The organism is Paraburkholderia atlantica (assembly GCF_009362785.1).
Lineage (GTDB): Bacteria > Pseudomonadota > Gammaproteobacteria > Burkholderiales > Burkholderiaceae > Paraburkholderia > Paraburkholderia atlantica.
Genome location: NZ_WHNQ01000019.1, coordinates 123,071 through 135,701 on the forward strand (window position 1 = coordinate 123,071; position 12,631 = coordinate 135,701).

A 12,631-nucleotide genomic window follows, 5' to 3' on the forward strand; every position below is an offset into this window, starting at 1 on the left:
TGCTCGAGTCGACGCTGAAAGGCGATAGGTCTAAGCTGTTCATGGTGTTCTCTCCGTCTTGCTGGTGTTTGGAATCGGTTGATTTATTTGTGACGGCCAGACCCTTCTGGCCATTTACAACGAACTATTGCTCAGTGCAGTTTGACGTGCGGCGCCGTGCTTCGACGCAGCCGATGCGCGAGGGTATTGACGATCATGCGTGCATAGCCATGCAGCGCGGCAACGTGCATCCGATACAGCGACACGTACATGAAGCGAGCAAGCAGTCCGTCCACGAGCATGCTGCCGCCGATAAGACCTCCCATCAGACTCCCCACCGCATTCGCGTGCCCGAGCGACACTAGCGAGCCGAGATCGCGATAGGCAAACTCCGGAAGCTTTTGTCTCTCGATGCGTCGCCTGAGTGCCTTGACTAAAAACGATGCCTGCTGATGAGCCGCCTGAGCGCGCGGTGGAACGTTGCGCTCGAAACCCAACCACGGACAGGCCGCGCAATCGCCGAATGCAAAGATATGGTCGTCGAGATCCGTCTGAAGCGTGCGACGCACACTGAGTTGTCCAAGATGATTGACTGACAGACCATCGAGCGTTGAAAGCACCGCGGGTGCCTTGATGCCCGCGGCCCACACAGTGAGATCCGCCCGTATCGTCTTGCCGTTTTTCGTGCGGATAAGTCCGGGCGTAACCTCCGCGACCCGCTCGTCGACCATCAACTTGACATTGAGTTTGCCCAGCAATTTTGCAGCCGCGGTGGACACGCGTTCTTTCAACGCTGGCAGAATTCGCGGCCCTGCTTCGATCAGCACGATCCCGACGTCGTGTGTGGGGTCGAGCCGATGCAAGCCGTACGATGACAGTACCTTCGCGGTATTGCGCAATTCGGCGGACAATTCCACGCCCGTAGCGCCACCACCAACGATCGCGACCTGAACACGAGGCGCGCGTTCGCCAGGCGCTCCACCTGCATCCCGCTCACCTGCGTCTTGTGTTTGTTCGGCGCGAATGCAAGCTGCAATCAGGCGCTTTCTGAAGCGTTCCGCTTGAGCGACGTTGTCAAGCGCGAGCGAGTTCTCCGCCGCGCCCGGCACGCCGAAGTAGTGGGTTGTGCTACCGATGGCCAGAATCAACGAGTCGTACTCGATCCGGCGCGGCGGTATCAGTTCGGTTCCGTCGTCGTCGAGCAGTGGCGAAAGCAGGACGTGTCTCGAGCCACGATCCAGTCCGACAAGTTCGCCCTGAATGAACTGGAAGCCGTGCCACTGTGCTTGCGCGGCATACGCCAGTTCCTGTGCGAATGGATCGAGACTTCCCGCTGCGACCTCGTGCAACAGGGGCTTCCAGATATGCGTCGGGTTGCGGTCGATCAACGTAACGGACGCACGTTGCGCCCCGCCTCTTCGTCGACCGCCATAACGATCGCCTAGCCGCGTTGCGAGTTCGATGCCCCCCGCCCCTCCTCCCACGATCACAAAACGATGCATGCAGATTCTCCCTGGTCGACGACGCGCGGTACGGAAATCCAACACAACGGTTGAGAACCACTATCGCAGATGCCCGATGGCAGGAAAATCTCATAGTTCTGATGGCTGCCTTCAGGTTTTCTGATCGACAGATCGCACCGTCTGAAAACCGCTTTGGATCGTCTGCTGGGAGATAAGGATCGTTGTCAACGCAGAACCGTCGGACAACTTCGGTCAGCGCCAATGGGAGGCGGTCGCGGCGGCCATCGAGTTATCCATTGCTCAAATGCGACGCCGGCATCATCGCCGGCGCGATCAGCATTGATCGCTAGCGCACAGTCAGGAGCGCGGGATTGATACTGTCGTCAGGCGTGCGGCGCTCGTGCAGTTGGTTCCGTCTTTATTCTGCAATGCGCTTAAAGCTGGCGTAGTAATCGTCGGTGTAATAGCACTCGCCGATCTGCTTGCGCGGCCCGCCACATACGATTCGGCGCTGGCCGCGGTCCGTCGCACCGGGCGTGCGAACCGTATAGGTGTGGTAATAACCGCGCGGATGTTTCGGCAGCAAACCCGCGGTGTTACGAAACAGGACGCCGTCATCGCTAAACGGGAAGGGGCCGCCCGCTTTGATCAGGCGCAGCGTTTCGGCAGCCTCCGCCGGCAACTGCGCCTTGGTGACGGTGACCAGCGCGACCGTGCCTTGCGCGCCTGAGGCGGCGGCCGATTCGCTCGCGCTTTGTGCAGGTTGAACCGGCGCCGAGCTCGCGGATGCGCCCGATGCCTCAGTGGCGTTTTGCGGTCCCTGCTTGCCGCATCCGCCGAAGATCACGCTCAATGCGACGATGCAGGAAAAAGCTGACGCTCTGTTCACGAAACGGTTCTCCCTTCGTTGACCAGCGCCCGACGACCAGGATAGATGTAAAGGTATCGCTAATGACGGGGCGAATCAACGTTCGATCGGAAATTGGCACTTTTCCATGACAACCAGGCCGATGTGTTCCATCGCACCTAACCGCGCCGTTCGTGAGGCCTTGTCCGGATGACATGGGGTGGCCAGACGGTTTCCCTGGCGCGAACATTCGTCGCATGCGGCTAAAAGGTCGTGCGTGTATAAGATGAATCACCACCTAGTTGCCGTTTGGAGCCGTCATGAAGCGGACCATCAGGATCGAATCAGGTCAAGTCGACACACCGCCCCGCATCGCTCTGTGGGCGCTTGGATTCAGGCCGTTCTATCTGGCCGGCGCTGTGTTCGGCGGTGTTGCCATGCTGCTCTGGCTCGGCGCGCTGGCAGGTTGGCCGTTGCTGGACTCCACGTCCTACATGTCGGGAACGCTGTGGCACGTTCACGAAATGATCTTCGGATTTGGCGCCGCGATCGTCACTGGTTTTCTGCTGACCGCGGTTCGCGCGTGGACGAGCACGAATCCCGCATATGGCACAGGGCTCGCGGCACTGCTGTTTCTTTGGCTTGCTGGCCGGATCATGATGTGGGGCGGTTCGGGTCCGCTCGGCGTCGTCGTGGACGTGGCGTTTCTGCCCGTAGTTGCGCTCGTTCTGTTGCGAGTGCTGTTGAAGGCGAAGAATCGCCACAACGTCTTTTTGCCCGTCGCGCTCGGAATGCTCGCGCTTCTCAACGTCCTCTTCCATGTGTGGGCAACCCACGGTCACGGCGACTGGGCGCTGCGCAGTGCGTGGCTCGCGGTCGGCATGCTCGTTTTGTTCGTGACGGTCATCGGCGGGCGCATCATTCCGTCGTTTACTGCCAATGCCGTTCCGGGCTTTAGCGCGAAACGCTGGCGATTCGTCGAAGCAACCGTTATTCCGGCGACGCTGCTCGCGTTTCTGCTGGACTCGCTTGGTGCGCCGTGGGCGGCAATCGTTGCTGCGTCTGCCGCAGCGGCGGCCCTTCATGGGCTCCGGCTCGCCGGATGGCGTTCGTGGCGCGTCGGCTATCGCCCGATCCTCCTGATCCTCCATATCGCCTATGCGGGAATTCCATTGGGCTTCGTGATGCTGGCACTCGCCGCGCTCGGCGTCGTCCCCCATTCGCTCGCGATTCATACCTTCACGGTGGGAGTCATTGGATCCGCGATCATCGCGATGATCACGCGCACCGCGCGCGGACATACCGGACGCGAACTCGTGGCGGGTAAGGTCGAGATCGCCTGCTACGGTCTGTTCATTCTGGCGACTCTGATTCGAGTGCTCGGCCCCTGGCTCGCGCCGCAGTTCACGATGACGTGGATATACGCGTCCGGTCTCTGCTGGGCGGCCGCACTGGTTCTCTATTGCGTCCGATACGCCGCGTGGCTTGTGCTCGCTCGTGCCGATGGCAAACCCGGTTGAATCATCCGTGTTAGCCGCTTCGCACGCCTCCACTTCCCCAAGGCCGACATTCGTGATACGCGGCATGCACATACGGCAGGCCGCGATGCATCCAGCATAGACGAGTGCGTCTGGCGTTGATGTTTATCCGTCACACGCTCGCGGCGTAACGTGGCGACGGATGCGCCAGGCTGACGACCCGGTTCCATCGTTGCCATTGAATCCGTCGAAACAGAGTCTCCTTCCCAGGCGCCCACCCGTCGATATGACCCATCCGCTTTTATGCTCGAACGCGCGGTCGCCCGAACGATCGTTCACACTCGCTTAAAGAATGCAGCGGCAATAGTCAGTAGGCCAACAATGTACAAAAACTACATTTCTTTCATTGCAAACATGTAGTTTTTCTACTACTATCGCCTCGTCGGTCGGATTTACGTCTGGTCCGATTCCTACCCGACGCGGTGCGTCTATCGCGATCGAAGGATTGGAGATGGCTTCTCTGTATCCCTCGGTGTTACCGGTAACAGAAATCTATCGGGTGGCTGGGGCCAATCGCGAGCCGAATCTATTCCGATTTCACATAGCAGGCAAGTGCCCCACGCGTGACTCGCCTTCATGCGGAATGAGGTCTACGTCCAGATCCGGTTCGCAGTGTCACGTGATTAATTAGTCGTACAAATGACAGCAGTAGAAGCGAAGTTCTCGTCCCATCGGGTCGGCAGACACATGTGCGCGAAACCCGCGCGGTGCGGCCGTACGATTTCTCCGCGGCAGAGATAGAGAACCGACTCATTTTCGCCGGACTACCTGACGCATTTCAGGTCTCGGCAATACGTTGTGTGCCAAAGCAATGGCGGGTGGTGCGAGACGGCCATTGGGTTATTCACGTTCCTCGCAGATATGACGATCACGGATGGAAAGAATGACGAAACGAATTGCTGTAGTAACTGGCGGTATGGGCGGTCTGGGAGAAGCGATCAGTATCAAACTGCACGATGCGGGTTATGCGGTGGTAGTCACGTACTCGCCGAGCAACACCGGCGCAGCCGCATGGCTCGCGAACATGGAAGCTCAGGGCAGAAGCTTTCTCGCGTATCCGGTCGATGTGGCCGACTACGATTCGTGCCAACACTGCGCAGCCAAAATTCAGTTCGAAGTCGGCCCGGTCGACATTCTGGTGAACAACGCCGGAATCACCGACGACATGACGCTCCGGAAGATGAACAAGGTCAACTGGGACGCGGTCATCCGCACTAATCTGGATTCGGTGTTCAACATGACGAAGCCGCTTTGCGAGGAGATGGTCGCGCGGGGTTGGGGACGCATCGTCAACGTTTCGTCCGTCAACGGCTCGAAAGGCTCGATCGGCCAGACCAACTACGCGGCAGCCAAGGCCGGCATGCACGGCTTCACGAAATCGCTGGCGTTGGAAGTAGCGCGCAAAGGCGTTACCGTCAACACGGTTTCGCCGGGATACCTGGCCACGAAGATGGTCACGGCGATTCCTCAGGAGATCCTCGATACGAAGATCCTGCCGCACGTTCCTGTGGGGCGTCTGGGCAAGCCCGAGGAAGTGGCGGCGCTCGTGCTTTACCTCTGCTCGGACGACGCCGGTTTCGTGACCGGCGCCAATGTTGCAATCAACGGCGGCCAACACATGCAATAGCAGGTGCGCGACGACCGTGCTCGCCGGTTCGTGCAGCGACACCGCACAAACCGGCCTGAACCGCTTTACGCAACATCCCTATGCTCCCTTGAGAGGACTGTCATGAGTGAAACCTGGATAGGTCTGGTCATCGGAGGCGCGGCGCTTGGTATCGCAATGTTCTTGGTCATTAGCCACTATCGCCGCGAGCGAATGCGGGCACGAATGCTGCGGGAACTGAATCGGCACGGCCCGTGGCATCAAACGCGCGCGCGAAAGTGATTCGCATCGCCGTACACGGATATCCACAAGCGCAAATGCATTGCTGAAACAAGCAGGCTCAACTGACGCCTGACGTACAGACCGGATTCAAGCGGTCACCACATTGAGAGAAGTGGATGAAAACTACAAGCAGAAAACAGTCTGGAGACAACGAGAGCCCCTATTCGCCACAGACTGCCGAGGATGCGATTTCCCATCTCGAACGGGTCCTGTCGGCGGGTGCCGCGGAATCTCTGTTCACCGGCGTCTATTGGCGCGCACGGGTTCAGCAACTGAGCGCTACACGAGGATTGACTCCGTTGCAGCGAGCAAGGCTTGTGAGACTACTCAAGTCTCTTCCATTGCCGGCCCCGGGCGAAGATCGATCGTAGACCTCTACCTTCATGCGCGCGAGAATCGTGGTTCAACGATAGGTTTTCGCGTCTGCAGCGGAGTACGAAATGGACGATCCCTACGACCTTCAACGCTTCCTCGATGCACAGGACCCGGTCTACGCCCAGGTATGCGATGAACTGAAGCATGGACGTAAGCGAAGCCACTGGATGTGGTTCGTGTTTCCTCAAATCGAGGGGCTCGGTACCAGCGCAATGGCCCAGCGATTCGCGCTTTCGTCGCTGGCCGAAGCGCAAGCGTACCTGCGCCACCCGACACTCGGTCCACGGCTACGCGAAACCACGCAACTGGTCAACCTCGTCAGCGACCGCTCCATCGAGGAAATTTTCGGGTATCCGGATCACCTCAAGTTTCGCTCGTCGGTCACCCTGTTCGCGCGCGCCACGAACGACAACGATGTATTTGTCGAAGCATTGCGCAAATATTTCGGCGGAGAAGCCGATCCGCGAACCCTCCAACTGCTCTAGCCATTTTTTATAACTGGCCCGCGCCCGTGGGGCGCGGCGGACTGCGCAATTCCGGTCCCGGTTCAGTGGGACGTCACTGCCGGCCCACATCGGCAGCATGAGACCGGTAGAGCAGCAGATGATCGGTGGCCGATTCCGACAGCCAGACCTCGCCTGGACGGCCCATCATCTGACGAACGTTCGCGTGGTCACGCGGCAGCGGCAATACGTCAAAGCGCTCGGTACGCGGATCGAAGCGCACTAGCGCATTAGCGCTCCATTCACTGAGCCAGACGATGTCCTGGTCGTCGACGAATATTGCGTACGCATGCGGACCGTTGCCGGGCAGTCGCCATTCGCGCCATTGATGCATCGCGGGATCGAATACGCCGACCTTTCCGGCGTTCCACTCGCTGACCCAGACGCGCCCAATGGAATCGGCCCAGACGCGGCGCGCGCCCTGATTCGCCGTTGGTGGCTCGATGACCTGGGCCGCACCCTTCGTCCGGTCGATGCGACCGAGGTAATTTCCCGCCAGCGAAGCGAAATACAGATCCCCAGCGCGGGTCACGCAGATACCGTAGGGCCCGGCCCCGCGCGGAGCATCGAAGACGCGCATGCGCGCGCGCTGCGGATCGAGCTCGCCGTAGATACCACTTTGCCCGGTAAACCACAGATGCCCCTGTTTGTCGAACACTGCGGTATTCAGATTGGCGTCTGACCGGTCCTTGGGCAGCGGAAAACGCGTGATGGCGAGCGTCTTCGGATCGATGCGCACGATTGCGTTCTGGCCGCCGTCAGTGACCCACGCCGCACCGTCGGGGCCGACGATCACGCCATGTGGCGCCGATCCGGCGCCGAGCGCGATCGTGTCGATCTTGCCGCTGCGCGGGTCCAGCCGCCCGACCGCTCCCCGCGCCTGAGCGGTGTACCACACGGTGCCGTCATGCGCCGGTGCGACGTCATGCGGTGCGCTGCCGGCCGGCACGGCGAAGCTCTCGAACGACGACGGCTGCTGTGCTTGAGCGTACGCGAGACCAAGCTTGTCCGTGCTCATCGCGTCAGCGATGGTGCAGATCGTCAAGGCAATCACAAACCGGGCGGTCGAACGCGGGGCCAACTTCGTTGCACGAAGTCGCTCGGACGACGCATGCCACGGACGGATCGCGAACGTCCACCAAAGAAGCACCGCAAGCAACAGCAGAGGAATCAGCATCGGCGGTCTCCGTCGCGGTCTGTGTCAGCTAACGTATCACGAATGCCACTGGCCGGGACGCGTCTGCCTTCAGCCGATCTCGATCACCGCCTTCCCCGCCTGCCGACGCTCCTCCAGCGCCGCGTGCGCTTCCTCGACGTTGTCGAGCGTATAGCGGCCATTGATCTCGACATTGAGCGCGCCTTGCCGGATGGCGGCGAACACATCGTCCGCGCGACGCTGCACCGTGGCGGCATCGGCGAGATGATCGGCCAGCCGCGGACGCGTGAGAAACAGCGAGCCCGCTTCGCCGAGTTCGTAGGGGTCGAGGTCGCGCATCGGCCCCGTGACCGAACCATAGTTGATGATCAGGCCGCGCACCCGTGCGGCGCGAAAGCTATCGCGCAAGGTGGTCTTGCCGACCGCATCGAACACCACATCGACGCCCCTCCCACGCGTCAACTCGCGAATCCGATCAGCGAAGGCGCCGTGTTCATAGAGCATCACATGATCCGCGCCGCGTGCCCGCGCGATAGCAGCCTTCTGCGGTGTACTCGTCGTCGCGAACACTTCCACGCCGCGACGCTTCGCAAGCTGCACGAGCAACTGTCCGATGCCACCCGACGCCGCATGCACGAGACAGGTCATACCCGCTTCGAGCTTCGCCACATCTTCGATCAGATAGTGCGCCGTCGAACCCTGAAAGATCGCGGCAACCCGTATCAGTACCTCGCCGAAACCCGGCTTCGGTATGCCGAGTTCGACACGGCGCAGCACCTCGGGACCGCCGTATTCATGGATCTGGATCGCTCGCATAAACCTGTCTCCACTGGTTTCAATCAGTCGTCGAATGATCGTCGGAACAACCGTGTTCAATCAACACGAGAAGACCCGCCGGCTGAACGATCAGCGGTGGCCCGCCAGGTCAGGCACTAAATACAGCTGCCATATAGAGGGTTTACCCTGGCAAATCTCACTGAAAGCTATTTGAAATGAATGGGGCGTTCGTTAGAATGAGTCCTGTGCTGAGACGAATCCGAAAGAATCCATCAGCGCCTCGCTGTACCGGAGGCAACCGCAGTCGGCTGACAACCTCACATCACTTCAGAAGGCAGTCGTCGTTATTCAGTAGACCTTAATCGAACGGAGAGTAAATCATGAGCCGCCTTACCAACCGAATCGCCACAACGCTCGTCGTGCTCGGCTTGATGACTTCGGGCGCAGCTATCGCCCAGCAGCCCACCACGACGGCGCCCCCGGTCGCAGAGGTTGCTACTGTACCGACGACTACCCACAATGACCCTATCGTTCAGAAGCGAAACGAGATTCGCGAGGCCAATCGCGAACAACGTGCCCGGACCGCGGAAGCCAGAAAGGCGTTCAGGGCCGAAGCTCGCGATGCCCGGCAAGAACGCAACCAGGCGGCAAGCGAGTCCCGCGACCGCGCACGCGCCGCCTTGGCCGAATCGGCACAACCAGGCACGACTCAGGCCGGCGCGGCGCATACCACCCAATGAGTTATAAGCGCTACGGGGTTTGTTCAGGAAGAGCTGGTGCCGGTCCTCAGTTGAGAAGAAACCAATCGTCGATGGTCAGTCGGTACCCGGCCCTTCCTACCAGCGGAGCCCTCGCATGTGCGAGTGGCTCCGCATTTTTTTATATGCCTGTTTTTAGCAACTTCACCGTAGGTAGCCGGCCGGCCACCTCACTCAAAACCTGAACGGTGCGACGCGGTCGACGAGGTTTGCAGCCTGTTGCCTCAAGCTCTCCGCCGCCGCGGCGCTTTCCTCGACGAGCGCTGCGTTTCGCTGCGTTGTTTCGTCCATCTGATTGACCGCTGCACCGACTTGCCCGACGCCGACGCCCTGCCGCGCACCAGCGTTACTGATTTCCGCCGCGAGAATACTGACGCGCTGAATCGCATCCATCACCTGCGACATCGTTGCGCCGCTTTGTCGACGAGCGCACTTCCCTGGTCGATTTCGTTGCCAGATCAGCACATGCGGGAGCAAACGCACCAGGGTAAATACAGATTCGATCGCCCCAAAAGCTTTATAGAATGGGCAACATTAGCAAGGAGCAATAATGCTTGCTATAGATTAATCGAAGATATCCCGCGGAACCCCGGAGACGCCATGCAGATCGACTACCAAACGATGCGGTTCGACTACGAGCGAGCCGCCGACCACGATGCCGGTGCCCCGCTCACCTATCCGGTCGTCGTGATCGGCGCCGGCCCGGTCGGGTTGTCCGCGGCCATCGATCTGGCCCAGCAGGGCGTTCGCACCGTGCTGCTCGACAACGACGACACGCTGTCGAGCGGTTCGCGCGCGATCTGTTTCGCGAAGCGGACGCTGGAAATTTTCGACCGGCTAGGCTGCGGCAAACAGATGGTCGACAAAGGCGTGAGCTGGAATGTCGGCAAGGTGTTCCTGCAGGACGAGCTGATCTTTACGTTCAACCTACTGCCCGAAACAGGCCACGCGCGACCTGCGTTCATCAACCTGCAGCAGTACTACGTCGAAGGCTATCTGGCAGACCAGGCGAAGCGAACCGCGAATCTGCAGATGCGCTGGAAAAGCAATGTGATCGGTGTGACCCAGCAAGACGACCATGTCGAGTTGCAGGTTGAAACGCCCGATGGCATCTATTCGATGCGCGCGCAATACGTGGTCGCCGCCGACGGCGCGCGCAGCGCGGTGCGCAAGGCGCTCGGTCTCGACAGCCACGGCCGCACCTTCAAGGACCGATTCCTGATCGCCGATGTGAAAATGAAGGCGCCGTTTCCGACCGAACGCTGGTTCTGGTTCGACCCGCCGTTCCATCGCAATCAATCGGTACTGCTGCATCGGCAACCCGACAACGTCTGGCGCATCGATTTCCAGCTCGGCTGGGACGCCGATCCGGTCGCGGAAAAACAGCCTGAAAAAGTGATTCCGCGCGTGAAAGCGCTGCTCGGAGACGATGCCGAGTTCGAGCTCGAATGGGTCAGCGTCTACACGTTTTCGTGTTTGCGAATGGACAGTTTCCGGCATGGCCGCGTGCTGTTCGCGGGCGATTCGGCGCATGGCGTATCGCCGTTCGGCGCGCGCGGAGCGAATAGCGGCGTGCAGGATGCCGACAATCTGGCCTGGAAGCTGCGGCTCGTCGTCAACGGCGACGCGCCGCCAGCGCTGCTCGATACCTATGCATCGGAGCGCGAATATGCGGCGGACGAAAACATCCTGAACTCATCGCGCGCCACCGACTTCATTACGCCGAAAAGCGCGGTTTCGCGGATGTTCCGCGACGCCACGCTGAAGCTCGCGAAAGAGTGTCCGTTCGCGCGGCGCATCGTCAACAGCGGCCGCCTGTCGGTGCCGGCGGTGCTGCGCGACTCCCCGCTGAACACGCCCGACGCCGACGCGTTCAACGGTGCGATGGTGCCCGGCGCGGCCAGCACCGACGCGCCCGTCAAGCTCGCTGGCGAAGACGCCTGGTTCCTGAATCAGACCGGACATGGCGGCTTCACGGGTGTGCACTTCTGCGGCCAGGGGGACGACCTGACGAAATGTGCCGATGAGCTTCGCGCGCTCGCAAACCTCGCGGTGCCGGTCCACTCATTGATCGTCGTGCCGCGCGGCGCGCCCGTGACGGCTCTGCCGGACATGCCTCACGTCACGGTGATCGAAGACATCGAAGGCATCGTCACGCATCGCTTCGATGCGCGGCCCGGCACGTTTTATCTGCTGCGTCCGGACCAGCACGTCTGCGCGCGCTGGCGCGCTCTCGACACGGCATCGGTCACCAAGGCCGTGGACCGCGCAACCTGCAACGGATAACCATCATGACCAAGCTGAACATCGAAACGAACATGGCCGATCCCGATGCGTTCTATGAAAAACTCATCGAGGCGCACAACGGACTGACCGACGAGCAAAGCCACTTCATGAACGCGAAGCTCGTGCTGCTGCTCGCGAATCACATCGGCGATGCCGACGTGCTGCTCGAAGCGCTCGCGCTGGCGCGCGCGGATTGAACCGAGTTCAGCGCCCGATCCAGCCGAACCGCCACGACAGCCGTCGTGTCGTGGCGAGCAGCCTTTGCGCGGTCGCGCCGTCCAGGCTGAAGTCAGAGCCCCCGGATGGACCGATCACCGCGACCACCAGGCTGACGCTGCCCGTGTGATCGAACACGGGCGCGGCCAACGCGCCGATGCCCGGCACCGGCGCATCGAGTGCGTCATCGATGCCGTCGTTGCGCACCTTCGCGCGGCGTGCCAGATACGCCGGGGCCAACGAAGGCGGGCCTTTTTTCGGCGCCACCAGTACCTCCGAGGCCGGCGCGCCCGCGAGCCTGATCGATTCCTGCGACAACAGCCCGGCCAATACGTCGTCGGCGAGATGCGCGGCGAACACGCGCCCTATCGCCGTGTTGACGAGCGACATCACGGTGCCCACGCGCAGGCTCACGTGTTGCGGTCGCGCCGATTCTTCGAAGCGGATCACGGTAGGTCCCAAAGGTCCAAGAATCGCCACCGCTACGCTCATGCCGGACTCCGCCGCCAGCGTGACGATCTCCGGTTCCGCATCGCGAATCGGCGACATGCGCTGCAACGCAATCAGGCCGAGCTCCATGCCGAGCGGTCCCGCGCTGAAAAGACCCGCGTCGTCGCGGCTCAGCAAACCTACCTTGAGCAAACTCACCAGATGCGGAAACGCCTTGGCGGCGGGCATATCGGCGGCGGTGGCCAGATCGCGCAGCGACAGCGGACGGCCGGCGGCAACGAGGGCCAGCAGGAGTTCGCCGGTGTTGTCGAGCGCGCTGATGCCGCGCTGAGCCTTCGTATCGCCGAGTTGGGGCGGGTTCGCGTCGGACGCGTCCGGGGTTTCGATCTGCATGA

The 12,631-nt window shown here is 61.0% G+C and carries 11 protein-coding genes and 1 pseudogene; 6 read left to right on the forward strand and 6 right to left on the reverse strand.

All coding sequences use genetic code 11. From position 1 onward, the window contains the following. Positions 1-131: 131 nt before the first annotated feature. Both GCT19_RS24915 and GCT19_RS24920 read right to left on the reverse strand, forming a co-directional pair. Positions 132-1,481, reverse strand: a complete 1,350-nt coding sequence (locus tag GCT19_RS24915) for an NAD(P)/FAD-dependent oxidoreductase (RefSeq protein WP_152853392.1) — start codon at positions 1,479-1,481, stop codon at positions 132-134. A gap of 379 nt (positions 1,482-1,860) precedes the next feature. Beyond that, positions 1,861-2,331, reverse strand: coding sequence for a ribonuclease (locus tag GCT19_RS24920; protein WP_026228946.1), 471 nt, complete (start codon positions 2,329-2,331; stop codon positions 1,861-1,863). A gap of 278 nt (positions 2,332-2,609) precedes the next feature. Between GCT19_RS24920 and GCT19_RS24925 the strand changes: the two genes are divergently transcribed. The 3 genes from GCT19_RS24925 to GCT19_RS24940 all read left to right on the forward strand — a co-directional run bounded on the left by GCT19_RS24925 (position 2,610) and on the right by GCT19_RS24940 (position 6,575). Further along, complete coding sequence (locus tag GCT19_RS24925) at positions 2,610-3,809, forward strand: NnrS family protein (RefSeq protein WP_152853393.1); 1,200 nt, start codon at positions 2,610-2,612, stop codon at positions 3,807-3,809. 901 nt (positions 3,810-4,710) lie between these two features. Further along, on the forward strand, positions 4,711-5,454 hold the full coding sequence (gene phbB, locus GCT19_RS24930; RefSeq protein ID WP_152853394.1) for an acetoacetyl-CoA reductase: 744 nt from the start codon (positions 4,711-4,713) through the stop codon (positions 5,452-5,454). A gap of 701 nt (positions 5,455-6,155) precedes the next feature. Then, the gene (locus GCT19_RS24940; RefSeq protein WP_013094251.1) at positions 6,156-6,575 is read left to right on the forward strand and encodes a DUF1810 domain-containing protein; all 420 of its coding nucleotides are present in this window, start codon (positions 6,156-6,158) and stop codon (positions 6,573-6,575) included. Positions 6,576-6,648: 73 nt separating this feature from the next. Here GCT19_RS24940 and GCT19_RS24945 read toward each other — a convergent pair whose 3' ends face one another. Together GCT19_RS24945 and GCT19_RS24950 are read right to left on the reverse strand one after the other, a co-directional pair. Continuing rightward, positions 6,649-7,770 (reverse strand): Vgb family protein, encoded by a 1,122-nt coding sequence (locus tag GCT19_RS24945; RefSeq protein WP_152853395.1) that lies wholly within the window; start codon positions 7,768-7,770, stop codon positions 6,649-6,651. A 69-nt stretch (positions 7,771-7,839) separates the two neighbouring features. Continuing rightward, positions 7,840-8,565, reverse strand: a complete 726-nt coding sequence (locus tag GCT19_RS24950; RefSeq protein WP_152853396.1) for a zinc-binding dehydrogenase — start codon at positions 8,563-8,565, stop codon at positions 7,840-7,842. 341 nt (positions 8,566-8,906) lie between these two features. Between GCT19_RS24950 and GCT19_RS24955 the strand changes: the two genes are divergently transcribed. Beyond that, complete coding sequence (locus GCT19_RS24955) at positions 8,907-9,266, forward strand: hypothetical protein (RefSeq protein WP_013094248.1); 360 nt, start codon at positions 8,907-8,909, stop codon at positions 9,264-9,266. 192 nt (positions 9,267-9,458) lie between these two features. Here the strand turns inward: GCT19_RS24955 and GCT19_RS24960 are convergent. Beyond that, a pseudogene (locus tag GCT19_RS24960) lies at positions 9,459-9,721 on the reverse strand (methyl-accepting chemotaxis protein); the annotation flags it as partial. A gap of 163 nt (positions 9,722-9,884) precedes the next feature. Here GCT19_RS24960 and GCT19_RS24965 point away from each other — a divergent pair. Together GCT19_RS24965 and GCT19_RS24970 are read left to right on the forward strand one after the other, a co-directional pair. Continuing rightward, positions 9,885-11,570: an FAD-dependent oxidoreductase gene (locus GCT19_RS24965; RefSeq protein WP_152853397.1), complete on the forward strand. Its 1,686-nt coding sequence runs from the start codon at positions 9,885-9,887 to the stop codon at positions 11,568-11,570. 5 nt (positions 11,571-11,575) lie between these two features. Beyond that, positions 11,576-11,767: a DUF2783 domain-containing protein gene (locus tag GCT19_RS24970; RefSeq protein WP_018436745.1), complete on the forward strand. Its 192-nt coding sequence runs from the start codon at positions 11,576-11,578 to the stop codon at positions 11,765-11,767. A 7-nt stretch (positions 11,768-11,774) separates the two neighbouring features. On the opposite strand, the gene GCT19_RS24975 is transcribed toward GCT19_RS24970, so the two are convergent. Further along, the gene (locus GCT19_RS24975; RefSeq protein WP_152853398.1) at positions 11,775-12,629 is read right to left on the reverse strand and encodes an IclR family transcriptional regulator; all 855 of its coding nucleotides are present in this window, start codon (positions 12,627-12,629) and stop codon (positions 11,775-11,777) included. Positions 12,630-12,631 lie beyond the last annotated feature (2 nt).

Coding starts and splice junctions, on each gene's coding strand:
- GCT19_RS24955 (WP_013094248.1), top strand. CDS start 8,907: ATGAGCCGCCTTACCAACCGAATCGCCACAACGCTCGTCGTGCTCGGC.
- GCT19_RS24925 (WP_152853393.1), top strand. CDS start 2,610: ATGAAGCGGACCATCAGGATCGAATCAGGTCAAGTCGACACACCGCCC.
- GCT19_RS24950 (WP_152853396.1), bottom strand. CDS start 8,565: ATGCGAGCGATCCAGATCCATGAATACGGCGGTCCCGAGGTGCTGCGC.
- GCT19_RS24940 (WP_013094251.1), top strand. CDS start 6,156: ATGGACGATCCCTACGACCTTCAACGCTTCCTCGATGCACAGGACCCG.
- GCT19_RS24975 (WP_152853398.1), bottom strand. CDS start 12,629: ATGCAGATCGAAACCCCGGACGCGTCCGACGCGAACCCGCCCCAACTC.
- GCT19_RS24945 (WP_152853395.1), bottom strand. CDS start 7,770: ATGCTGATTCCTCTGCTGTTGCTTGCGGTGCTTCTTTGGTGGACGTTC.
- GCT19_RS24970 (WP_018436745.1), top strand. CDS start 11,576: ATGACCAAGCTGAACATCGAAACGAACATGGCCGATCCCGATGCGTTC.
- phbB (WP_152853394.1), top strand. CDS start 4,711: ATGACGAAACGAATTGCTGTAGTAACTGGCGGTATGGGCGGTCTGGGA.
- GCT19_RS24965 (WP_152853397.1), top strand. CDS start 9,885: ATGCAGATCGACTACCAAACGATGCGGTTCGACTACGAGCGAGCCGCC.
- GCT19_RS24915 (WP_152853392.1), bottom strand. CDS start 1,481: ATGCATCGTTTTGTGATCGTGGGAGGAGGGGCGGGGGGCATCGAACTC.